This is a genomic window from Candidimonas nitroreducens (assembly GCF_002209565.1).
In the GTDB taxonomy this organism is placed as follows: Bacteria; Pseudomonadota; Gammaproteobacteria; order Burkholderiales; family Burkholderiaceae_B; genus Candidimonas; species Candidimonas nitroreducens.
Genome location: NZ_NJIH01000004.1, coordinates 481589 through 503721, shown reverse-complemented (window position 1 = coordinate 503721; position 22133 = coordinate 481589). Strand labels below are relative to the sequence as shown.

Sequence of the window (22133 nt, the reverse complement as noted above, 5' to 3'; positions counted from 1 at the left end):
GTACCCGCGCCGGCGTGTTTTTGCCCTTTATGCGGGCAGCTTTGCGCCTGTCCCGGGGCCGCGCCAGGCCGATCCGGCCCGAGCCCGCCCGTCCTGCGTCAGCCTTTACCCCGCCGTATCATGAAACCGACTCCTGCCATTACACCGTTTCATTGGGCGCTCGGCGACCTGCACGTAAGCATACGGACGCCTGCGCTGCAGCAGCCCTGGTGCTTGGACGTGGACATCGAGCGGCTGTCCACCGGCGAGCGCGAGTCGATGCTGTGGGACGTGAACAGCCCTTGCTCCCTGGCCCGGCGCAACAACGAGCATGCGCCCACGATATTCACCATACGTCCCGAACTTCAGGAGCGCGACTTGTTGATCCTGGCCGACCAGGGCATAGGCGACATCGTCCAGCAGTGGCGCTATGTCCCGCAGCTCGCCGCGCAATTCGGCCGGGTGCGAGTGCAATGCCGCCCCGAATTGCATCGGCTGTTGCGCCAGCAGGGGCTGCCGGCCGAGCTGGTCAGTGCCGAGCAGGCGCGCGCCGAGCCCGCCAAGGTGCAGGTGTCGCTGATGCGCATGGGGGCGCTGGATCCGGATCCGACCGGCGGGCAACCCTATCTGAAGATAGTCGATCCCGCACCCGCTGCGCGGGGATCGGAACGGCGCCGGCTGCGCGTGGGCCTGAACTGGTCGGCGCGCTCCGCGGGGGCGGCGTCCGAACTCAGATCCGTGCCCTTGGCTTTATTCGAGGGCCCGGTGCGCGCGCATCCCGAAATTTCATGGGTGAGCCTGCAATGGGGTTCAGCCGGCGACGAACTGCGCGAATATGCCTGGGCCGACGTCATCGAACCCTTGCGCGAGATAGCCGACGTTGCCGATCTGGCCTGCGCCATCGCCGAGCTCGACCTGCTGGTCAGCATAGACAGCGCGCCGGCGCATATCGCAGGCGCGCTCGGCGTCCCTGTCTGGAATTTGCTGAGCCGGCCCTGCAGCTGGCGCTGGGGGCTGGATGCGGCCACCACACCCCTGTACCGCGACATGCGGCTGCTGCGCCAGCAGCGCCAGGGTGAATGGGACGCCGTCATCGGCCAGTTCGAATCCCTGCTGGACAGGCTGGGCGAGGCGTCCTCGCCCCTGGATCTTGCCTTCGAGCCGCCGCAGCGGGCCGCCCAGCCCGGTGCGCGGCAGCCCGTGCCGGATGCCGGCGCCCGCCTGGACGCCCCGGTGCCTTCGGCCTGGAACGACGCCGCCCGGCAATCCGGCGGCATGCGCCTGGAAGATGCCTTGCGCATGTGCAGGCAGCAGCCCGGTCTGCGCACGGCCTTTGTTTCCGCACCCATGGAGCTGCTGGCCTCGCTGGGCATAGAGGTCAGCGGCGAAGACTACGAGGGGCTGGCCGAGATCTTCAAGGCAATGGTCGATTGCCATGGCGGCTTTTCCTGGTGCACGCCGCTGTTTCGGGACGATACCTTGCACGGCTGGGCCGGAAACGATGCCGCCTCTTGAAGCAGAGGGCGCGAGCGGCCTGCAGCCCTATCGCAGCCGCGTGGGGCTGGAAATCGAGATGGTGGTGGTGCACGAGTCCAGCGGGCGCAGCCTGCCGGTGCGCCGCTACTTCGAGGCCCTCGAATCGATCAAGCAGCGGCGCGGCATCGCTTGCGAGCGCGCCTGTCTCGAGCAGCGCTGCGTGGCGCTGCATACCGCGCAGGCCGAGTGCGGCTTGGACAACGGTTTCAATCTGCTGGAAACCGCGCTGGCTCCGGTATCCGACGAGAACGGGCTGGCCGCGCTGGCGGCGTGCGCGCACCAGGAACTGGCCGACAGCCTGGAGGCCCTGCGCGCCGACGAGGCCTGCGTGCTGAATGCATCGGAACACCCCGACTGCCCGCGTAATGCGGATTGGTATGCGCAGGTCTGCGTGCCGCGGCCTATTTACACCGAACTGCGCGGCTACCGCGGCTGGCACCATAATGAAGGCATAGATGCCAAGGCGCAGAACGGCGCCAACACCTCGATTCCGACCGAGTCGGCGGTGCGCGCGCTGAATGCCATGATTGCGCTGGCGCCGGCCAGCATCGCGCTGTTTGCCAACAGTCCGCTGGAAGGCGGCCGTCCCACCGGCTTCAAGGAAAACCGCATGACCTTGTGGCATCGGGTATTCGCGCCGGCCACTTTCCCCGGCGACCTGATGCTTAGCACCTGCCCGCGGCGTCCGTTTCGCGACCTGGGCGATTTCTTCCATTGGATGTTCGGCCCGGGCACCGTGACGCGCGGCCTGCCGATGGCGCAGTCCTACGACTACAAGGCGGTGGCAACCGTACTGCCCGACGGCGACCCCTGCCTGCAGGATTTCCTGCGCGCCGAACAGTGGCCGGGACGGCGCGTCGATACCGGCGAGTGCGTGCAACTGGCGCCGCAGGCCGAGCATTTCGAGTATTCGCAGATCGGCCAGTTCCTGGATGCGCGTCTGCGCTATCGCCTGCAGCGCACCCCCGATCTTGCCGAGCTTCTGCGGGCCTGGGAGCGGGAAGGGGGGCTGGAATCCTTGTTCGAGGCTTGCGGCGCCCAGATGTATATCGAGGCGCGCGCGCCGGGTGCGGGCTTTGCCGATGCGTGCCTGATGAGTGCCGCGGGGCCGCAGCAGGCGCGCAGCGTGCTGCTGGCGCCCATTGCCTTGCAGCGCGGCCTGTTGAACCGGCTCGATGCCGCTACGGATCTGGTGGCGCGCTGGGGCTGGGATGCATTGGCGGCCCTGCGCGAGCCCGCCATGCACAGCGGCCTGGACGATGCCCGGGTCAGGGCGCTGTGCGCCGAAGTGCTGGAACTGGCGCGCGACGGCCTGGGCGCCGCGGACAAACAGTGGCTGGCTTATGCCGACTATGTGCTGGACACGGGCCGCAGCGCGGCCGATCGGATGCTGGACACTTGGAACCGCGCGCCCGGCGATGCGGCGCAGCGCCTGCGCGCCGTGCTGGCGCGCCATGCCGCGCTGCATCCATCGGCCTACGCGGCCTGATTCCTGATCGGGGGTGTGCCGCCGCGCCCTAGTCCCATGGCAGCGCCGCGGGCGCAGTAGTGCCGCCGGGCGCTATGGCGCCGTTTCGTAGACCTCGTCGGCGGCCAGCAGAATGTCTACCGGCGGGTCGAAGCCTATGGCGCGCGCGGTGGCCAGGTTCAGCGCGATCTTCGGCGGGTCTATCCACACCTGGCTGAGCTGGCGCGGCTTGGCGCCGTTGAAGATGCGCGCGATGCTTTCGGCGTGGAACAGGCCCACGTAAGAAAGATCGGCCTGGGCCAGGCTGAGCAAAATGCCGCTTTTGACTTCTTTGGAGCCGTTCATCGAGAAGCTGGGCACCTTGGCCTGCTCGAGGATCTTGGCGATTTCCTTGATGGAGTCGGCCGTGACGCCGCGATGCGTGGTGACGTAGACGGCGTCCACGCGCTCTTCGGTCAGTTTCTTGTAGCACTGCACGGCGTTGCTGACGGCCTGCTCGGTGGTGATGCTGTTGGACTGGGCATAGCAGGGCTGCACGGTGAAGCCCAGTTCGCGGCTGACCTGCTCGACGGCGGCCACCGCGCCGTAGGTGCGGCCCGCCTCGCTGTTTTCATAGACGATGCCGAGCTTCTTGAAGGGCACGATCTCGTGGAACAGCCTGACCTGGCGCTGATAGCGTTCGGGCTCGATGCGCGCCTGCAGATTGTCGCGGCCGCTGTCCTTGACGCTGTCGGAAATGCCCGAGGCCACGGGGTCGCTGGTGGAGGCCACGATGGTAGGCACCGGCGGCCCGAGCTTGCGCATGTCCTGCCCGGCCCAGGTGCCCATGGCGATGATCAGGTTGATGTCGTGGCGGTCTTTGATGCGCTGCGCGATGGCCTCGCGCATGGGCTCGCGCTTGCTGGCGTCGAAATTGCCCGGCTGCCACCAGGCATCGGCGACGAATTCCAGATACTTGCTGTCGGTGTTTTGCGCCAGCCATTGCCACAGGTCGTGCCCGCTGGCCTCTTTGGGCATAGTGCCCTTGAGCTTGAGCCAGCCCAGGTGCTGCAGGCCCTTGACGATCTCGCCCAGGGTCAGCGGGTAATCGCCATAATCGCCGCTTTCCACATAGCCGATGCGCCAGCGCTGGCCGTCGGGCCGCAGGGTGGGGGTGGTGGGAAATACCCGGGCTTGGGCGGATGGCGCCGCTGCCGCCGCCGGTGTGGCCGCGCGGCCCACGGGGAACACGCACAGGCTTGCCGCCAGCAGCATCAGGGACAGAAAGCGTGAAATCATGACGTGAACCTCTTGACGGCAATCAAGGTGATGTCGTCCGATTGCTCCGCATCTTGGACGAAGTTGCGGATGTCGTGCAGCAGCGCGGCGGTGGCGGCCTGCGCATCGGCCGGCTTCTGGTCGGTGAGCAGCTGAACCATGCGCGCCTCTTCATACAGTTTGTTGTCCGGATTCAAGGCCTCGGTGACGCCGTCGGTGTAGCCCACGAAGATTTCCCCGGGTTCGAGCGTGGCGTTAAAGCTCTTGTAGGGGATGTCTTCCTGCACCCCACAGGCCGGGCCGCTGCGGCCCTTGAGCATGCGCAGCGAGCCGTTGGCGTCCAGCACGCAGGGCGGCAGATGGCCGGCATTGCACCATGCCAGCTCGCCGCTGTCCAGGTCGAGCACGGCCAGCAGCAGTGTGACGAACATCAGGTTGGGGTTGTTTTCGGACAAGCGGTTGTTGACGCGCTCCATGATAAGCGCCGGATCGGTCTCGTCTTCGGCCGAGGCGCGGATCAGGGTGCGTGTGACCGCCATGAACAGGGCCGCGGGCACCCCTTTGTCGGATACGTCGCCGATGGCGAAGCACAGCCTGCCGTCGGGCAGCACGAAATAGTCGTACAGATCGCCGCCGACTTCCTTGGCGGGAATCATGGTGGCATGCAGATCGACCTTGCGCAGCACCTCGTTGGGCAGCGGCACGGGCAGCAGCCCCATCTGGATGCTGTGGGCGATGTTCAGTTCGCTTTCGAAGCGTTCGCGGCTGGAGGTTTCCTGCACCAGCCGGGCGATCTTCTCGCGCAACTGCTGATCCATGAAAATGAAGGTGGCTGCGAGCCGGCCGACCTCATCGGGCTGGTCTTTGGGCAGCCGGGATATGCGTTCGGGTATGGGCGCGGCCGTGCTCAGATCCTGTTCGGGCAGCTTGCGCGCGAAATCGGCCAATTGCCGCAGCGGCCGCGAGATGCGGGTGGACAAGGCCCAGGCAACCGCCAGCGAAGCCACCAGCACGATCAGGAACACCCAGGCCAGGCGGTTGCGCAACTGGATGGCGGCGGCGGTAAGATCCCGCCTGGGCACCGCGGCCACGATCGTCCACTTGAGCGGCTTGAAATAGGCCGCGGTGATTTCCCAGGGTTCCTGGCCGCTGCTGTCGAACTGGAAAGACGATATCTCGCCATTGGGCGGGATGGCGCGCAGCAGGTCGTGCAGTGTCTTGTCTGAATGGGTGTCGCGCTCTTGCAGCAGGCCGGTCTGGGGCTTGGGCAGCGGCACCACCAGCGAGCCGTCGTCGGCGGCGATGAAGGCGAAGCCCGACTGCGCCAGGCGCAGCGATTCGAGCGTTTCGCCTATGGCGCGCTGCATGTCCTGGCGCCGCACCTGGAATTGCTTGACCACCCCACGGGCGTTGTCGGTGATGGCGTAGACCCAGTCCCAGGGTTGGAAGTAGGCGAAATAAGCGTAGCGCAGTTCGCCGGTGCCGTTGCTGTACTGCGGCCAGCGGTAGATGGCGAAGCTTTGCCCGCTGGTGCGCGCTTCCTGGTAGGCCGCCGCCGCCATGGGGTGGCCCTTGAAGTCTTTGATGCCGGCCAGGCTGGCGCCGAGCAGCTTGCGGTTGCCGCTGGCGATGACGGTCAGGTCGTGGTTGAACACGAAGCTGTAGCGATCCCGGCCCTTGAAGAGTCGGTTTATCCATTGTATAGCCAGATGCTGCGCCTGCTCGGTGCCGAGTTCCTTGCGGACGACCTGGTCGGCGTACATGTCGAGCACCGAGCGGATCAGGGCGCCCTGTTCGACCATTTCTTTGCGGTCGGCCCGTACGGTGGTGATTTTGTCGTTGAGCAGGCTGCCCCAGCGGGCGTCGCTGTCGCGCAACAGCAGGTTCAGGACGTTCTTGACTGCCAGCCGTTCGCTTGCAACCACGGTTTTGCGCACATCGTGTTCGGTGACGAGCATGACGGCCACCGCACTGATCAGCAGCGTCAGGCCGACCAGCAGGAAGATTTTGCTGCGCAGCGAAGTCAGTCGCATTGGTGGGACGCTCGGCCGGAAAATTGCGGGCCCGATGATCGGGAGTGTTCTTTTGTCTGGGATTGTAAATTAATATTGCATGAATTGGTCTACCGGAGAAGGCCCGGCGTGCAATAGCGGCGTGGCTCTGCTATGAAGAATAGTTCTGTATCGGAAGTGAAGAGCCGCCGTCATCCCTTGCGCGACGTACTGTTGGCCTGCATGCTGGTGCTGCTGCTGGCCCAGGGACTGATCGGGGCATTGAGCCTGTCGGCGCTGAACCGCCAGATCATCGACAACACGGCCGATCGCGTGCAGCTGCTGGCGCGCCAGACTTCCGACCAGATCCAGAACGGCATGCGGCTGGGCAAGCCCCTGGCGCAGTTCTTCGGCCTGTCGGCCATGCTCGACGACCTGCAGCATCGCATTCCCGATCTTTCCGGCGCCAGCGTGGTGCTGGCCGATGGGCAGGCTTTGGCTTCGGTGGGCACCCCCTTGCAGACGGCGGCGCTGCTGCGCGATTTGCGCTCGAACCTGACCGACGAACACGGCCATGCCCGCGCGGCGGGCCCGGGCAGCGTGCACCAGGCCGACGCGCAGGGCATCCGGGTGGCCGTGCCGCTGTTGCGCGACCACGGCAGCTTGCAGGGCGCCGTGGTCTTGCAGGTGCACCCGCAGGAAATGCGCCAGAGCACCCTGATGATCGACAATCTGACGGTGCTGGGGCTGTCCACGCTGTGCGCCGCGATCGTCCTGGGGCTGGCCTTCCGCTATGCGATGCCGCTGTACGAGGTCGCGGCGGCGAGCCGGGCCCGCATGCTGGTGCCGCTGCTGGTGCTGCTGCTGGCCCAGGGGGTCTATGCGGCCTATACCATACACACCTTCCGCGATGTCTGGATCCGCGTCACGCGCGACAACACCCAGGTGCTGGCCCAGGGCCTGCAGGGTTCGCTCGACCGCGTCCTGGGCTACGGCATCGAGCCCACCCACCTGCGCGGCGTCGAGCAGCCCATGGCACGACTGGCCTCGGCCTTTCCCGTCATCGGCGAGCTGCGCCTGGTCGATGCGCAGGGGCGTCTGCTGAATCGTGCCAATGCGCACGGCGCCATGCCGCTGGCCGGCGCCGCGCCGGCCGAGCCCCACGACACCCTGAGCTTCCCGCTCAAGGCGCAAGGAAAAGGCCCGGTATTGGCGTCCTTGCAAGTGCTGCTCGATCCGCGCCTGCTGGCCGCGGGCATACGCGCCCGTGCGCTGGATGCCGCCACCGTGGCGGCCGTGGCGCTGGTGGCGGCCATCGAGCTGCTGCTATTGCTGAACCTGCTGATGGATCGGGCGTTCGCGGTGCGTGCGCCGAGTGCGGGAGGCGAGCCGGTGGGGCTGGACGACCCGTCCAATGTGGGCGCGATCGTGCGCCCGGTGATGTTCGGCTTCCTGTTCGCGATGGCGCTGCCGCTGAGCTTCCTGCCGATCTACGCGCGCAGCCTGGTGGGCGATGCGCCGGGGCAGGGCGCCCTGCTCATGGCGCTGCCCATCGCCGCGGAAATGGCCTGCGGCCTGTTGACTGCCCTGCTGGCCGGCCGCCTGAGCGATCGCCGCGGCTGGCAGTTCCCGGTGCTGGCCGGCCTGCTGGGGTCGGTGGCCGGCAACCTGGCCTGCGCGCTGGCCGGTTCGCTGCCCGCTTTCATCGTGGCGCGCGGACTGGTGGGGCTGGGCTATGGGCTGACCTGGATGGGGCTGCAGGGCTTCATCGTCATCCGCAGCCCGGCCGCCTATCGCGGCCGCAACATGGCGCTGGTGGTCGCCGGGCTGTTCGCCGGCCATCTTTCGGGTGCCGCGGTGGGCGCCATGCTGATGCAGCAGCTCGGGCCGGTGGCGGTATTCGTCGCCGGGGCCGTGCTGCTGGCGCTGCCGACGCTGGGTGTCTTCACATTGATGTGGCCGTATCGCCATGTGGCGGGAACGCAAAAGGCCACGCAGGTGATCGCCGGGCCGGTGATACGTTCCTGGAAGGCGCTGCGCGAGCTGCTTGCGACACGCGATTTCGGCATGCTGCTGCTGGGTTGCGTGGTGCCGTTCTCCATAGCCCAGGTTGGGCTGCTCACTTATGCGCTGCCCTTGTACATGGAGGAATATCACGCCAGCGCGGCAACCGTCGGCCGCATCCTGATGCTGTATGGCTTCTGCGTGATCTACGTCGGGCCGTACATGGGCAGGCTGGCCGACCGCAGCGCCTATAAAAAATACTGGATCGCCGCCGGCGGGGTGATCGGCAGCGTCGGCCTGCTGAGCCTGTATTTCGCCAGCGGCGTGGTCGCCGCGGGGCTGGCGGTGGTGCTGCTGGCCCTGGCCAGTTGCCTGGCCGGAGGCGCCCAGACGGCCTACATGCTGTCGCTGGATCATGTGCAGCGCTACGGGGCGGGCGGCGCCACCAGCGTGATGCGCGCGGCCGACAAGTTCGGGCAGATGCTGGGGCCCTTGGCGGTGGGGGCGCTGTTCGCCTCGGTGGGGATCTCGGGCGGCCTGGCGCTTACGGGCGTCTTGTACCTGGTGGCCACGCTGGCCTTCCTGGTGCTTGCACCGCTTAGCAGCGCCCCGGCCTTAAGGGCTTCCTGAACCTGCCGCGCCGCTTGCCTCCGCGGCTTCGGCAAGGCGCGGCACGCGGCCGGTGATCCCCACGCACAGTTGTGCAGGTATGGTTCCGGCGCTTAGCGCCACGGCTTCCACCGACAGATCTGGAGGCCCCCACAGCACGGCCGGGGTGCCCGGGCTGGCCTGCGGGTGGCCGCTGAGATCTATGGTGATGGAGTCCATAGAGATGCGGCCGATGATGCGGCACGGGCGCCCCTGCACCAGCACCGTGCCTGCCGCTACCAGGTTGCGCGGGTAGCCGTCGGCGTAGCCGCAATGCACCAGCCCCACGCGCAGCTGGTGCGCGGCCCGGAAAGTGGCGCCATAGCCCAGCGGGTCGCCGGCGGCAAGCAGTTGTACATCATGGATGGGCGCGCTGAGCGTCATGGCCGGCAGCAGGCCCAGGCCGCGGCCGTCGACGCCGGCCAGCGGGCTGATGCCGTAAAGGGCTATGCCGCTGCGCACCCAGTCGCCGCTGCCGGCGTAGCCCGGGTCGGACAGCAGAGCCGCCGAATTCTCGGTGCAGCGCGGGCCGGGCAGGCCGGCGAAGACGGCTTCGAAGTCTCGGCGTTCCTCGCGCAGGTGTTCGGCTTCTTCGGCGCGCGCATAGTGCTGCAGCAGCCCGAGGCCGGACAGTCGGCCCGCCTGCAGCAGCTTGTGCAGCCTGTCGTAGGCGCGGCGGTAGGCCGCGGCGGCAAAGCCCGAATGATTCAGGCTGCCCCGGTAGCGCAGCCAGGCATGCGGCCCGGGGCGCTGTGCCAGCGCTTCCAGGTGGCGCAGCTGTTCGTCGTTGTCGACGACGACGTGCAGCGGCGCAAGGCCCGGATCGCTTAGATCTGCCGCGGTGTAGCGCGCGTGCATGATCAGGATGGGCTTGCGCCAGCCCATGGCGCGGCACAGATGGGCTTCTTCGAGTTCGAGCACCGCCAGCCCGTCGGCCTTACCCAGTCCGCCCAGCACGTGAGCCAGCGTGTGGCCATAGGCGTCGGCCTTGACCACGGCCCACAGGCGCGGGCCGTCGCGCTGGCCATCCTGGTCGAGTCGATGGCGAATTGTATCTACATTGTGGGCGATGGCCTGGCGGCTGATAATGGCCACGCAGCCGTGCTGCGCCGCTTGGCTGCGAACCTGCGGCTGCGGAGCGGCAGGCTGCAGGGTTTTCATGCGCGGCCCGCTTCGGTTTCGGATGCGGCGGTCATGCGCAGATGGTTTTCTGCGCCGGTATGCTGATATTGGATGTCGAGCAGATAATGCCGCATCAGGCGCAGGCCATGGCCGCCGATTTCTGCGTCTTCGATAGAGCTGTCGAGATCACGCGGCATTTGCTGGGTGGGATCGTACGGCACGCCATTGTCGTAGAGGTCGAGCAGCACATGCTGCGCGTCTTGGTGCACGGCGAGCCTGATGACGCCGGTGCCGCTATCGCCCGCCGCATGCTTGAAGCCGTACATGACGATATTGCTTAGCGCCTCGTCCAGGCAGAGGCTGAGCTTGAAGGTCGTGCGCGTGGGCCACCGGGCCTGTTCACCCACCGTCTCGAGCCAGCCCAGCGCCTGGGTCACGGCGTCGGGCCCGGGAGTCAGCGTCAGAGAGGCGAGTGTCTGCATAAGTGTGTGGGCTGGGGAAGCCACCCAGTCAAACGCGCCTCTGGAGGCGGGTTGTGCGGCTGCCGATGCAGGCCGGCCCGGCGCACCGATCGTGTCGCAAGGCAAGCTGTGCCGACGGCAGGTTTGTCGCGTATTATATTATTCAGCCGCTTAAATGCGAAATAATTAATTACAGTGAATTACAATGCGGTAATACGGTAATCACTTCACCCACCTCTATGGTTTGTCTATGAGTCTTGCAAGCGAAAAAATCGGCGAGATCCAGGTCGTGTCCGTGGCCGGACAGGTCAACAGCGCCAATGCATCCGAGGTCGAGGCCGGCTTGGTGGCCGCCATCGGCAAAGAAGAGCGGCGCTGTGTGCTCGACCTGTCCCAGCTCGACTACATCTCCAGCGCAGGCCTGCGGGTGGTGTTGATGCTGGCCAAGCGCCTGAAGCAGAATTCCGGGCAATTGATTCTGTGCGGGCTGCAGCCGAACGTAACCGAGGTGTTCGAGATCAGCGGCTTTCTGTCGATTCTCAATGTCGTCCCGGATCGCGCCGCGGCTCTGGCCAGGCTCGCGGGCTGAACGTCAGTGATTAAGATGCAGGCGCAGGTATGAAAGCCGGCCGCGCGTGCCGCTGGTCACGCGGTCGGCCAGTCTCTTGAGCAGCATGTGCGACACACCCGACAGCGCGCGCCCCAATACATTGTGAAAATCTTCTTCCCGCATGTCCAGCAGCGCGGCGGGGCTCGGCTCGGCCGAGGGTTCCAGCAGTAACGCGGGCCCTTGGTACAGCAGTTCGAAGTCCAGGTTGAATTCGTCGAAACTGCCCTGTACCTGCACCAGGCGCCGGCCTTCGCCGGCGGCTTCCAGCGCCTCTGCGCCTTCCAGCATGGCCTGCGCGGCGCGGCGTACCACGTCGCGCCTGGCGCTCCAGCGTGCGCCGCTGGATTCCACGAATTCGACGATGCGGCGCATGCGTTCGCTGTGGCTGGCCTCGTCGATATGCAGCACGGCCCGCTGCGAAGTGCCCAGGCGGAATATCGCGTTGAGCACGATGGCCATGACCCCGCCGGTGATGATGCCGCTGCGCGCCACGAAATGCAGCGCCGCGGGCGCCTGGTCGGCAAGCTGAGGCAATACCATTACGCCCAGGCCGGCCACGAACGACAGGCCGATCATGAAGATGCCGCGCGAGTCCAGGGCCCGCGACGCGATCAGCTCGATGCCGGATACCACCAGGTAGGCGGCGGCGTACACTTCGATGGCGCCGACCACCGAGGTCGGGATCAGCGTCAGGCCCAGCGCCACTTGCGGCAGAAAGGCGCTGACGGCCAGCAGCAGCGCCGTCACCAGGCCGATCCAGCGCGAGGTCGAACGGCTGATGTGGCACAGTGCCAGGTTGGCCGACGACATGCCGGTCGGGTACGAGCCCAGGCAGGAAGCCAGCAGATTGCCCAGGCCGTTGGCACGTATCCCGTGGCTTACCAGGCGCATGCTGGGGCGGCGCCAGTCGGCGTCGTTCATTTTGTGCATCAGTACCAGGCTGCCCAGCGAGTCGAGTTGCGCCATCAGCGACACCAGTGCGACCGCCGCCAGGGCGGCGGGATCCACCGCCAGGTTGGGCAGATGTAATTGCGGCAGCGCCAGCACCGATGACTTGCTCAGCAGCGCCATGCCGTGCAGCTTGCCCAGTACGGCGGCCAGTATCACGCCGGCCAGCAGCCCTGCCAGCAGCGCCGCCAGCTTGAGCCGGCGATTGCCCCAGATGGACAGGGCCACGATCACCAGCAGCGTCACCGTGCCTATCAGGATGTCGGCGCCGTCCATGGCCCCGCTTTGCAGTCCCGTCATGTGCGTCAGTGCGGGGGCGACGAGCGACAGGCCGCCGATGCACACCACCACGCCGGCCACAGTGGGCGGCAGGATCGCCCGCAGCCTGGGCACCACCACGCTGGCTGCCAGCGACACCAGGCCCTTGGTCAGGCTCATTGCGGCAGCGCCGGCAATGCCGAATTGCCCGATGATCGAACCGCCGATCACGATCAGCAGCGGCGACGGGATGTCTACCAGCATCAGCCCCGAGCCCAGGCGGCCGCCCCAGGCCTGGAAAAACGTGGCCAGCGCCATGCCCAGCGTGGTGGCCGTCACCAGCCCCTGTGTGCTGGCCGCCGACAGGCCGCCGATCTTGGCGGCGGCCAGCACGTAGACGACACAGGTAAGGGCCGTGACCATATGCTGTACGGCCAGCCCGAACAGGGTAAAAGCGGGCGGCTTTTCCCCCAGCGCGTAGACCAGATCCGCGGGGCGCCTGAACGCGGGGACGGGAGGCAGCTTGATCTTCGAGAACAGGGCCATGGTGCTCGCATGCACGGAAAGGGCCTGCTGCGGCCCGGCCTGTGGGGCGAAGTCCGCGCGCGTGGCGTTTATAGTTTTGCGTATTGTACGTGGCGCGGCGGCGGCGTGGACGTAGGGTATATGCTGAAGCACCACCCGCGGAGCGCCGAAAAAAAGCCGCAAGCCGGTTCCGGCAGGCCGGGTTCGGAATCCTTTGTCCGGGCTTCCCGGTTCGGGCCGCCTGGCTGGGGAACCCCGTGGCGCGCCCGGCGTCCTGCGTGCGGGCGCGTCCTGCATATAGAATAGTTGGCTTGGCGACGCTGCCGACGGCCGCAGCTCCCGGTGACGCACATACGGAGGGGATTCTGATTCTGCAAATCGTGTTGGCCCTGGCCTTTACTGTGTGGGCCGGCCTGGCGCTCTGGGTGCGCAAACCCGGCGGTCTGGTGGTGGGCAGGGCGCTGCTCGTCTTGTGGCTGGCCGCGGCCTGCTTGTTTCTTGTCGGGTTCTTCCTGCCGCAGTGGCCGGCGGCGCGGCCCCTGAGCGCCAGCCTGTATCTGGGCGCCGTGGTGCTGGTGCTGGCATGGTGGGCCGCGGTGCGCCCCAGCAACGACCGGGACTGGATACCCGATGTGGCCTGCCAGACCCAGGGTACGGTCGACGGCGACCTGGTCACGCTGGAAAACGTGCGCAATTTCCACTGGCGCAGCGCCGACGATTTCGATGTGCGCTGGGAAACCCGCGCCTACGACCTGCGGCGGCTGCAGTCCACCGATCTGATCCTGTCGTATTGGATGCACCCCGGCATTGCCCATGCGCTGGTATCCTTTGGCTTCGGCGAAGACCGCTACGTCGTGTTTTCCGTAGAGATACGCCGCAAAAAGGGCGACGCGTTTTCCACCCTGGGAGGCTTCTTCCGGCAGTACGAATTGAGCGTGGTCGCCGCCGACGAGCGCGACATCCTGCTGGTGCGCACCAATATGCGCGGCGAAGACTCTTATATCTACCGGGTACCGATGGCGCCGGAGGCCATGAGGTCGCTGTTCCTGGCCTACGTGCGCCGGGCCAACCGGCTGGTGGACAAACCGCGTTTCTACAACACCATCACCGCCAACTGCACCACCATCATCTTCAAGATGATGAACCGCATCGTGCCTGGCCTGCCGTTGGATTATCGCCTGGTGGCCTGCGGCTACTTGCCGGAATACTTGTACGACCTGGGCGCGCTGCGGGGTGCCGACAGCGTGGCCGAATACCGCAGCCGCGGCCGTTATACCGATAGAGCGCTGGCCGAGGGCGACGCCGCGGGGTTTTCCGCGGCGATACGGCGTGGCGTGCCGGGAATAGAGCCGCGGCAGGCTGCTGCCGAGCCGGCCCGGCCCGCAAGCGCGTAGCGGCGCCTGCGCGGAGCAGATTCGACAGCCGCCGCGGGCAGCGCTGGCGGCTGCCGGCCGGCTTGACTGCCTGGCTGCGAAATCGAGTGAAACGACTGGATGGCGGCAGGCTTCGAAGCCGTCTTGCGCGCCCACGGCCGGCGCGGCAAACTGGAGGCGTGCCGCCGCACGCATGCACGCACGCTGCGCCATGCGTTTCTTGCTCGGCACCGTTCATCATGCCCAAGACCTCGTTTTTTCTGAATTGCACCGCGGCCTGCCTGGCCGTCGCTCTGGCCATGCCGGCCGGAGCCTGCACGCTATGGGCCTCTGCCGGCTCGCAGGTTGCGGCCGGCGGCACGCTGCTTTCCAAGAACCGCGACTGGGCGCCAGGCCAGCATCAGGTGCTGGAATACCGCCATCCCAACCACGGCATTGCGTATTTCGGCCTGTATGCCATCGATGGCCGCGCGCGCGGCATCAAGAGCGGCGTCAATCGGCAAGGCCTGTCGGCCGTCACCGCCTCGGCCAGCAGCATCCCCAGCCGGCTGCGCGCCTCGCAGCCCGGCAAGCACGGCATCCTGAGCCGCATCCTGGCGCACTACGGCAGCGTGGACGAACTCGCCGCGCATGCGGATGAAATCTTTTCGCAGTCTCGCGCCATGTTCCTGATGGTCTCGGATCGCCACAAGGTTCTCGTGGCGGAAATCGGCCTGCACGGCCGCTACGCCTACAAGGTGCTGGATCGCGGCGCCATCGCCCACACCAATTACTACCTGGATCGCGCCCTGGCCGAGTTCAATATCAAGGTCGGCCGCAGCAGCGCGACGCGCTACCGGCGCGTCAGCCAGCTATTGAACGATGCGCCGCGGCCCTACACCCTGGATAGCTACGTGGCCATCAGCCGCGACCGCCGCGACGGGCCCGACGACAGCCTGTGGCGCACGGGCCGCAAGGAAGCCACCCTGGCGTCCTGGATCATCGAATCCCCCGCGCGGGGCGCGCAGACCCTGCGCGTCGTGCTGGACAACCCCGGTGCGCCCGAAGTGGTGCGGACATATACGCTGAATGATGCCTTCTGGGCCGCGCCCGATCATTCCGCGCCCGGCCATTGACCGTCGTGCCTGCCGCTGCGCTTGCTACTATGGGCGCTGACGGGCACTGGCGTCGTCGATGTTCATCAAGGAATCGGGCATATGTTCAGATGGCTGAGCGGCCGCGGCGCCGGCCGGCGGCAGGTCGAGCGCGAGCTGGCGCGCATCTCCGACCCGGACTGGCGCGCCGCCGTAGCGGCGCTGCCGTTCCTGCGCGGCCTGTCGCCGCAGCAGGACGAGGCCTTGCGGCGTCGCGCCGCGTGGCTGCTGGCCAGCAAGACCTATACCGGCGTGCGCGGCCTCGAGGTCACGGACGCGATCAGGATGTCGGTGGCCATCCAGGCGGCTCTGCCCATTCTCGAGCTCGACCCGGTGCTCTACGAGGGCTGGGTCGAGATCGTGTTGTACCCCGAGGGCTTCATCATCCCGCGCCGCGAGGTCGACGACAGCGGCGTGGTGCACGAATATCTGCAGCCCGCGTCCGGCGAAGCCTGGGACGGCGGCCCCGTCATTCTTTCGTGGGAAGACAGCGCGCCCGGCGCGCCGCGCCAGACCAACGTCGTCATACACGAATTTGCGCACAAGCTGGATCTGCACGGCGGCGAGGCCGATGGCATGCCCGCCCTGCATGCGCACCGCGACATCCGGCCACGCGAATGGCAGCGCGTGCTGGAGGCTTCGCTGGATCGCTTCGAGCGCATGCTGGACGCGGTCGAGGCCGACATCCCGCGCCATGTGGATCCGGAGTCCGCCGCGGCCTCGCGCTGGTATGACAGGCTGCCGCTGGATCCCTACGCCGCCACCGACGTAGCGGAATTCTTCGCCGTCAGCTCCGAAGCTTTCTTCGTCAGCCCCGCGCCCCTGGCGCGCGACCTGCCCGAATGGTATGGCTTGCTGGCGCGCTACTACCGGCAGGATCCGCTGCTGAGGCTGGGATAGGGCAAAGCTGCCGGCTGCCACGCCGGCACTGCACCGCGGGAACCATGACGGTTCATGCCGCCTTCAAAGGTGTGCGCGGGCGGCGGTTCCGGTCGGCGGCAAGTCCGTCTGGTTCGTCGGGCGGGCAGGGGTGCTTCAGCGATTTTCTTTTAGAATCTTGGCCCAGAGATTCTGCGTCGCGCTGTAATTTTTTGCCCAGCGTTGCAGGTCGATGTGATAGTCCTTGGGCTTGGGGGACCAGGGCTGCTGGGCCGCCTTGCGCGTGTCGGGGACGCCCTCCAGTGAAGTGCGAACGCCGTATTTGTCCTGCAGTGCTTTGGCGCCCGCGTCGCTGGTCAGCCAGTCCTGGAACAATCGTGCGCCGTTTGGATGCGGCGCTGCCGCCGAAATGCCTTGCAGGGCGTTTGGATAAGCGGGACGTGGGCTGGGTTCGATCCAGCGCAGCGGGGCGCCCTGCATCCATTTTGTTACAGAAGGCCCCTCGGTGAACCAGAAAAAGAAGTCCTGTTCGCCGGCGACCACGCGATCCAGCGCCATCGCACCATCCGAGTAGACCGCGGGTTTTTGCTGGATGACTTTGGCCAGGAATTTCTCTCCATACCGGTCTTTCAGCGCCGGATCCAGGAACATGCTCAAACCCGCGTAGCCTATGCCGCTACGGGAGCTCGACACCGCGAACCGGCCTTTGAACCTGGGGTCGAGCACGCCGTCCCAGCCCTTCTGCAGAATTGCCACTTCTTCCGGCGTCAGCTTGTTGGCGTTGTACGGAATCGCCATGTCGGTAATGATCGCGGAGTAAGCCTGATCACCGATCCGATAGCCAGCGGGTATCCGGTCATGGGTGGGTACCTTCCAGTGCGCCAGGTAATTGCCTTGCGCCAGATCGCGCATCATTACCGGGTCACTGATCTGCACCAGATCTGCGATGTTCTGCTTGGCGTCCGATTCCCGGACGAATTTCTGCAGGAGCTGTCCTCCCACGGCCCGCTGCAGTTCTACCTTCATGCCGGGATACTGCCTTTCGAATTCATTCGCCACCAGCCGCAGGGGCTCCAGCGGTTGATTCAGATACCATACGATCTTTCCGTCTTCGTGCGATTTCGCGTTGGCATAAAGCTGGGCGTCATCCACGGGGTAGGATTGCGCGGCAGGAGCCGCCAGGGGGTACAAGAGCAGGATTGCACTGATAAGCAGGTTTCGGGTACTCATCATCATTGTCTCCAGGTTGTTGTCGCTTTCACACAGCCTTCGTCACGCCGGAAGACGGCGTTCGGGGTGGTCTTCCAGCCACTTCGCCAACATGCCTCGCATCCCGCCTTCCTCGACGATCGCCTTGACGGTCGGCGAGATGGGCGGATAGTTCTTGCTCTCGCCCGCGGCGAGGCGTATTACTTCTCCTGTTTCGAGATCGGCTTCGATTTCGTCCCCGTCTTTCAGAAACCCGGTGATTCCCGTGCAGCCCACCAGGCACGGCAGCGCCAACCCTATGGCACCGCGGAACGACCTGAAAGGCATGGACTCGCAAAGTATTCGTATCTGCAGCGCCTTCAGGGCGATGAGACCCTGGTTGTGGGCCTTGCCGCATAGAAAGTTGCGCCCCGCCACAATAAAGTCGCCGGGTTGCAGCCGGGCGCGCAGGCCGGGGTCGACGGCTTCGAATAGGTGGGAGATCAATAATTCCGGATCCCGCACCTTGGCGGTGACCAGGTCGAATGGCATGACTGCGCCGTCGTGCGGGATATCGTCTCCAAGCACGTGGCATCGTCCGCGCGTCTTCCAGCCCTCGAATGTTCCCATGATCGAACTCCTTCAGTGCGGTTTGCCGGTTGTGCGCGGGTCGACGATGTGGCCGGCAATCGCCGACTCGGTCACAGTGATGGGGCTGGCCAAGTAGCAGCGGGCTTCCTTTGAGCCCATGCGGCCGACGCCGTTGGTCGCTGCCGTGGAAATAGAGACCTCGCCAGGGCCGAGAGGCGCGCCGATGCCTCCGGTACAGGGGCCGCATCCCGCCGGCAGGAACATCGCGCCGGCATCGAGAAACTGCTGCGCGATTCCTTCGTCGGCCAGCCGCTTGGCGATGGAAACCGTGCCGGGCACGACGAAGAAGCGCACGTTTGGGGCGATCTTGCGCCCCCGGAGCAACTTGGCGGCGAGCTTGAAATCTTCGTACATCCCTGATCCGCAGGAGCCCAGGAACGCCTGGTCTACCGGCGTCCCCGCGGCGTCCCCGATGTCCGCCGCGCGATCGGGGCCGCCGGGAAGCGCCACCTGCGGCACCAGCTGTTCCAGATCGAGCGTCAGGCGACTTTCATAGTGTGCGTCCGGATCACTTGCGACGGGGCGGGCGACGCGCTTCCCGTCGATCGACATGGGTGGAAACATGACGTTATTGACGCCGATCTCGGTCAATGTATTGCACAGCGCGATGCGCTCGGCGACCGGCATGGCCTCTACCTGTTCCCCGCCGAATTCCACCACCCGGTGATCGAATTCCACGCCGTGGCGGCCCGACGTTAGATCCGACGACAGGCGGAACCCGAGGTCGCGGGCGTGGACTCCGGGCCGGTACCTGCCGACCAGCTCGATGCGTAGTGTTTCCGGCACGATGGTCCAGAGGGTTCCGGTGGCAAGCACCACGGGAATGTCGGGGCCGGCCCTTAGCGCGAAGGCCCCTATTGCGCCGAAATTCGTGCAGTGCATGTCATAAGAGAACAGGAACATCCCCGGTCGCACGAAGCCGGCTTCCATCGGGAAAATATGGCCATGGCCGCCGCGGCCGACATCGAAGAAATGGCCGACCTTCCATTCCGCTGCGATGCGCCGGTTCGCCCGGCTGCGCTCGACTGCCCGGGGCGTGACCTGGATGACGTTGTGATCGGTGACGACCATGACGCGTTCCGGATTGGCAATACTGCGGTAGCCGATCTCCTTCAGCTGTTCGTAGGCGGTCTCGAGATACCCGTCGTGTACGATCACCAGTTCCGGTATCGGCGAAACTATCTCGCCTGGCTTCACCCGATCCCTGCCCGAAGCTTGCGCCAGCAGTTTCTCTGAAATAGTCATGCCCATCTTGCGACTCCTGTTCATGCCTTGTTGACAGCCGGTTCCCGGCGCAGCAGCACTATGGCGGCTGGATTGACCTTCAGCCGCACCTCCTGGCCCGGAACCTCGACGCCTGGCGGGCTGACCTGGGCGCGCAGGCTGCCGATGCCCGAAGCGATGCCGATGTCGGTGCTGCTCCCGAGAAAAATGACGTCCGTCACCTGGCCCCGCAAGCAGTTGGCCGTGCCTTCGTGTTCGGGGATGACGCTTACGTGTTCAGGGCGGATAATGACGTCGACAGCGTCGCCCTGGCGGCAGTCGTTCTGCGTCGTGCACTCCAGCATGGCATTGCCGACGGCCACGGTCGTGCGCGCGCCATCGATGCTGTGTACGACCCCGCCCAGTGCGTTGGCCACCCCGATGAAGTCGGCCGCGAACTGTGTCACGGGCCGTTCGTACAATTGCCGCGGAGCGCCCATTTGTTCGACGCGGCCCGCGTTCATCAGCACGATGCGATCCGCGATGACCATGGCCTCCTGCTGGTCGTGAGTCACATATACCGTGGTGATTCCGAGACGCTTTTGCAGTTCGCGGATTTCCAGCCTCATGCGCTCCCGCATCTTGGCGTCCAGGTTCGACAGCGGTTCGTCGAACAGCAGGATTTCCGGTTCCAGGACAATGGCGCGCGCCAGCGCCACACGCTGTTGCTGCCCGCCCGAAAGCTCGCCGGCGTTGCGTGTAGCGAGCGCGGACAGGCCAACCAGGCGCAACGCGGTTTCCACGCGCTCGGAAACCTCGGCTGCGGGCAGCCGGCGTAGCCGCAGGCCGAAAGCCAGGTTTTCCGCCACGGTCATGTGTGGCCACAATGCGTACGACTGGAAAACCATGCCGATCGACCGCTTCTCGGGAGGTGTCTTGTATCCCGGGCGGGAAACGAGGGCTCCTCCGATATGGATCTCTCCTTCCGTGGCGTCCTCCAGGCCCGCCAGGCAACGCAGCGTGGTGGTCTTGCCGCATCCGCTCGGGCCCAGCAGTACGACCAATTCGCCGGGCTCGACTTCGAGGTCGAGGCCTTGAACCGCCGCGACGCCTCCGTGCCGTTTGACGAGTCCGTTGATTCTGATGGCGCTCATTTCCGATTCCGTTGTGCCCGGCTGCCCGTCAGGACTTCCCCATCGCGCGCTCGAGCTTGATTCCGAATAGCGCGCGTATGGCGACGACGAGAATAATAATGATCATGCATTGCAGGACGCCCAAGGTCGCCGCGAACTGGTAATTTCCCGATCCCATGTAATTCCAGGCCAGCACCGACAGAACCTCGCTGTTCTTGGTGTAAAGAATGACCGAGGCCGAGAGTTCCTTGAAGCACAGCACGACGATGCAGAACAGCGCCGACAGCAGCGTAAAGCGCAGCAAGGGGATCGTGATGTATCGAATGGTCTGCAGGGAATTCGCGCCTGCGATGCGGGCCGCGTGCTCGAGATCGGGGTGCATCTGCTGCAGGCCGCTGCGGCTCATCATTATGCCGAACGGGACGAACTTGGCCACATAGGCAATGAGCAGCACCCATACTGTGCCGTACAGGGGCGACTTCAGTACCACGGTCAGCAGGCCCAGGCCGAAGACCAGCCCGGGGACTGCCACCGGCACCGAGGCCAGTATTGCAACTGCGCGTGTCGCAATGCCGGGCCGGCGCACGTCCATGAAGCTGATGGCGGCGCCCGCGAACACGCATATCCCTGCGGCTCCGAAGGCGAGCAGGATCGTGTTCGCCAGGGCTCGACGCATATCGTCGCCGCTGAAGAACTGCCAGTAGTTGGCCCAGGACAGCGGCTGGCCGAACAGATCGCCCGAGCTGTACCGCATCAGCGACGACAGTGTCAGTGCCGCCAGGGGAAGCAGTGTCGTGCAGACAATATAGGCCCAGACCAAAAGAAGGGCTGCCGGCTTCCAGCGGCCCAGCTTCATCGGCTCGGTGCGCAGCCCCTTGCCCGTCACGGTTACGAATCGGGAGGCGCTGCGCGTGATGTGACGCTGCAGCAGCATGCCGAAGAACGCCAGGGCGACCAGCATGGTGGCCGCCGCCGCCGCGTGCGCGAGTCTGAGCGGGGCGCCCGTGGCGTCCTCGAAGATCCGGTAGGCCAGGACGTCGAAGTCGGCAACGCTCCCGATGATCCCGGGAATCGTGTAGGTTTCCGTCGTCAGGATGAATACCGTCAGTGCGGCAATGAGGATGGAGGGCATGGACAGCGGCAGTGTGATGCGCAAGATCGTTCTTAGCGGAGAGGCGCCGTTCACACGGGCCGCTTCCTCCAGCGTCCCGTCCATGGTTCTCAGGCTGCCGATGGTGAACAAGTAGATGAAGGGCGTGAAGAACAGATACATGATCCAGACGGCCCCGCCGTAGGTCCAGATATCCACGATGGGCGCCACATTCACGTCCGCCGATCGAAGCACGGTGGCGGCAAGGGTGTTGATGAAGCCCGTTTTGGCCGAACCCAGGGCCACCCAGGCGATCAGGCCGGTGAATGGGCTGATGAACAGCGGCATGACCACCAGCAGTTCGAGCGCAGCTTTGCCCGGCAAGTCTGTTCTTGCCAATAGCACGGCTATCGACACGCCCGTAGCAGTGCACAGCAGCGTCACCCATGCCGCAAGGCGCAGCGACTTGCCGAGCAGGCCGAGGTACTCGCTGCCGAGATAGACTGAGGATATGGCGGCCAGGCTGTGTTCGGGTGCCAGGCCGAAGCGGCCTTCTTGGTGAAAGGCTGCGTCGATATTGGCTGCAAGCGGCCAGATCACGATGCAGAGAATGGCCGCGGCGATCACCAGCCAGATGATTCTCTCTCCGGAGGGCCAGCCGAAGGACTTGACCATG

The 22133-nt window shown here is 65.8% G+C and carries 17 protein-coding genes; 7 read left to right on the top strand and 10 right to left on the bottom strand.

The window, feature by feature from the left end:
* Positions 1-120 precede the first annotated feature (120 nt).
* Together CEY11_RS09815 and CEY11_RS09810 are read left to right on the top strand one after the other, a co-directional pair.
* Positions 121-1494 carry a glycosyltransferase family protein gene (locus CEY11_RS09815; RefSeq protein ID WP_143322777.1) on the top strand — a complete coding sequence of 458 codons (1374 nt, stop codon included), beginning with the start codon at positions 121-123 and terminating at the stop codon, positions 1492-1494.
* Entirely contained in the window at positions 1481-3004 is a 1524-nt protein-coding gene (locus tag CEY11_RS09810) for a glutamate-cysteine ligase family protein (protein ID WP_088603175.1), read from the top strand. Before CEY11_RS09815 ends, CEY11_RS09810 begins: the two co-directional genes overlap by 14 nt.
* A 72-nt stretch (positions 3005-3076) precedes the next feature.
* Here the strand turns inward: CEY11_RS09810 and CEY11_RS09805 are convergent, their stop codons facing one another.
* Together CEY11_RS09805 and CEY11_RS09800 are read right to left on the bottom strand one after the other, a co-directional pair.
* Entirely contained in the window at positions 3077-4261 is a 1185-nt protein-coding gene (locus CEY11_RS09805) for an ABC transporter substrate-binding protein (RefSeq protein ID WP_088603174.1), read from the bottom strand.
* Positions 4258-6273 (bottom strand): SpoIIE family protein phosphatase, encoded by a 2016-nt coding sequence (locus CEY11_RS09800; RefSeq protein ID WP_088603173.1) that lies wholly within the window; start codon positions 6271-6273, stop codon positions 4258-4260. The genes CEY11_RS09805 and CEY11_RS09800 overlap by 4 nt, the downstream gene beginning before the upstream one ends.
* Positions 6274-6405: 132 nt before the next feature.
* On the opposite strand from CEY11_RS09800, the gene CEY11_RS09795 reads away from it, so the two are divergent.
* The gene (locus CEY11_RS09795) at positions 6406-8865 is read left to right on the top strand and encodes an MFS transporter (protein ID WP_088603172.1); all 2460 of its coding nucleotides are present in this window, start codon (positions 6406-6408) and stop codon (positions 8863-8865) included.
* On the opposite strand, the gene alr is transcribed toward CEY11_RS09795, so the two are convergent.
* Together alr and CEY11_RS09785 are read right to left on the bottom strand one after the other, a co-directional pair.
* Positions 8851-10044 (bottom strand): alanine racemase, encoded by a 1194-nt coding sequence (gene alr / locus CEY11_RS09790; RefSeq protein WP_088603171.1) that lies wholly within the window; start codon positions 10042-10044, stop codon positions 8851-8853. The two genes, CEY11_RS09795 and alr, sit on opposite strands and share 15 nt — an antisense overlap.
* The gene (locus tag CEY11_RS09785; protein WP_088603170.1) at positions 10041-10487 is read right to left on the bottom strand and encodes an ATP-binding protein; all 447 of its coding nucleotides are present in this window, start codon (positions 10485-10487) and stop codon (positions 10041-10043) included. Before CEY11_RS09785 ends, alr begins: the two co-directional genes overlap by 4 nt.
* Before the next feature lie 229 nt (positions 10488-10716).
* On the opposite strand from CEY11_RS09785, the gene CEY11_RS09780 reads away from it, so the two are divergent.
* Complete coding sequence (locus tag CEY11_RS09780) at positions 10717-11055, top strand: STAS domain-containing protein (protein WP_088603169.1); 339 nt, start codon at positions 10717-10719, stop codon at positions 11053-11055.
* Between the two features lie 3 nt (positions 11056-11058).
* Here the strand turns inward: CEY11_RS09780 and CEY11_RS09775 are convergent, their stop codons facing one another.
* A complete protein-coding gene (locus tag CEY11_RS09775; protein ID WP_158215260.1) occupies positions 11059-12843 on the bottom strand; it encodes a solute carrier family 23 protein in 1785 nt (594 codons plus the stop codon).
* A 284-nt stretch (positions 12844-13127) separates the two neighbouring features.
* On the opposite strand from CEY11_RS09775, the gene CEY11_RS09770 reads away from it, so the two are divergent.
* The 3 genes from CEY11_RS09770 (at position 13128) to CEY11_RS09760 (ending at position 16213) form a co-directional block, all read left to right on the top strand.
* Complete coding sequence (locus CEY11_RS09770; RefSeq protein WP_408608112.1) at positions 13128-14201, top strand: Lnb N-terminal periplasmic domain-containing protein; 1074 nt, start codon at positions 13128-13130, stop codon at positions 14199-14201.
* Between the two features lie 218 nt (positions 14202-14419).
* Positions 14420-15295: a carcinine hydrolase/isopenicillin-N N-acyltransferase family protein gene (locus CEY11_RS09765; protein ID WP_088603167.1), complete on the top strand. Its 876-nt coding sequence runs from the start codon at positions 14420-14422 to the stop codon at positions 15293-15295.
* Positions 15296-15376: 81 nt separating this feature from the next.
* Positions 15377-16213, top strand: coding sequence for a M90 family metallopeptidase (locus CEY11_RS09760; RefSeq protein WP_088603166.1), 837 nt, complete (start codon positions 15377-15379; stop codon positions 16211-16213).
* 135 nt (positions 16214-16348) lie between these two features.
* Here the strand turns inward: CEY11_RS09760 and CEY11_RS09755 are convergent, their stop codons facing one another.
* Genes CEY11_RS09755 through CEY11_RS09735 form a run of 5 tightly spaced genes read right to left on the bottom strand, consistent with a single transcriptional unit; the run spans position 16349 to position 22132 of the window.
* On the bottom strand, positions 16349-17422 hold the full coding sequence (locus CEY11_RS09755; protein ID WP_158215259.1) for an ABC transporter substrate-binding protein: 1074 nt from the start codon (positions 17420-17422) through the stop codon (positions 16349-16351).
* 42 nt (positions 17423-17464) lie between these two features.
* The gene (locus CEY11_RS09750) at positions 17465-18010 is read right to left on the bottom strand and encodes a 3-isopropylmalate dehydratase small subunit (RefSeq protein ID WP_088603164.1); all 546 of its coding nucleotides are present in this window, start codon (positions 18008-18010) and stop codon (positions 17465-17467) included.
* Between the two features lie 12 nt (positions 18011-18022).
* Positions 18023-19276 carry a 3-isopropylmalate dehydratase large subunit gene (locus CEY11_RS09745; protein ID WP_158215258.1) on the bottom strand — a complete coding sequence of 418 codons (1254 nt, stop codon included), beginning with the start codon at positions 19274-19276 and terminating at the stop codon, positions 18023-18025.
* Positions 19277-19296: 20 nt separating this feature from the next.
* Positions 19297-20388, bottom strand: coding sequence for an ABC transporter ATP-binding protein (locus CEY11_RS09740; RefSeq protein WP_088603162.1), 1092 nt, complete (start codon positions 20386-20388; stop codon positions 19297-19299).
* Positions 20389-20416: 28 nt separating this feature from the next.
* Positions 20417-22132 (bottom strand): ABC transporter permease, encoded by a 1716-nt coding sequence (locus tag CEY11_RS09735; protein ID WP_088603161.1) that lies wholly within the window; start codon positions 22130-22132, stop codon positions 20417-20419.
* Position 22133: the final 1 nt, after the last annotated feature.

What these genes read in the sequence shown, in the direction of transcription:
- CEY11_RS09815 (WP_143322777.1), top strand. Translation starts at nt 121, where the DNA reads ATGAAACCGACTCCTGCCATTACACCGTTTCATTGGGCGCTCGGCGAC.
- CEY11_RS09810 (WP_088603175.1), top strand. Translation starts at nt 1,481, where the DNA reads ATGCCGCCTCTTGAAGCAGAGGGCGCGAGCGGCCTGCAGCCCTATCGC.
- CEY11_RS09805 (WP_088603174.1), bottom strand. Translation starts at nt 4,261, where the DNA reads ATGATTTCACGCTTTCTGTCCCTGATGCTGCTGGCGGCAAGCCTGTGC.
- CEY11_RS09800 (WP_088603173.1), bottom strand. Translation starts at nt 6,273, where the DNA reads ATGCGACTGACTTCGCTGCGCAGCAAAATCTTCCTGCTGGTCGGCCTG.
- CEY11_RS09795 (WP_088603172.1), top strand. Translation starts at nt 6,406, where the DNA reads ATGAAGAATAGTTCTGTATCGGAAGTGAAGAGCCGCCGTCATCCCTTG.
- alr (WP_088603171.1), bottom strand. Translation starts at nt 10,044, where the DNA reads ATGAAAACCCTGCAGCCTGCCGCTCCGCAGCCGCAGGTTCGCAGCCAA.
- CEY11_RS09785 (WP_088603170.1), bottom strand. Translation starts at nt 10,487, where the DNA reads ATGCAGACACTCGCCTCTCTGACGCTGACTCCCGGGCCCGACGCCGTG.
- CEY11_RS09780 (WP_088603169.1), top strand. Translation starts at nt 10,717, where the DNA reads ATGAGTCTTGCAAGCGAAAAAATCGGCGAGATCCAGGTCGTGTCCGTG.
- CEY11_RS09765 (WP_088603167.1), top strand. Translation starts at nt 14,420, where the DNA reads ATGCCCAAGACCTCGTTTTTTCTGAATTGCACCGCGGCCTGCCTGGCC.
- CEY11_RS09760 (WP_088603166.1), top strand. Translation starts at nt 15,377, where the DNA reads ATGTTCAGATGGCTGAGCGGCCGCGGCGCCGGCCGGCGGCAGGTCGAG.
- CEY11_RS09755 (WP_158215259.1), bottom strand. Translation starts at nt 17,422, where the DNA reads ATGAGTACCCGAAACCTGCTTATCAGTGCAATCCTGCTCTTGTACCCC.
- CEY11_RS09750 (WP_088603164.1), bottom strand. Translation starts at nt 18,010, where the DNA reads ATGGGAACATTCGAGGGCTGGAAGACGCGCGGACGATGCCACGTGCTT.
- CEY11_RS09745 (WP_158215258.1), bottom strand. Translation starts at nt 19,276, where the DNA reads ATGACTATTTCAGAGAAACTGCTGGCGCAAGCTTCGGGCAGGGATCGG.
- CEY11_RS09740 (WP_088603162.1), bottom strand. Translation starts at nt 20,388, where the DNA reads ATGAGCGCCATCAGAATCAACGGACTCGTCAAACGGCACGGAGGCGTC.
- CEY11_RS09735 (WP_088603161.1), bottom strand. Translation starts at nt 22,132, where the DNA reads ATGGTCAAGTCCTTCGGCTGGCCCTCCGGAGAGAGAATCATCTGGCTG.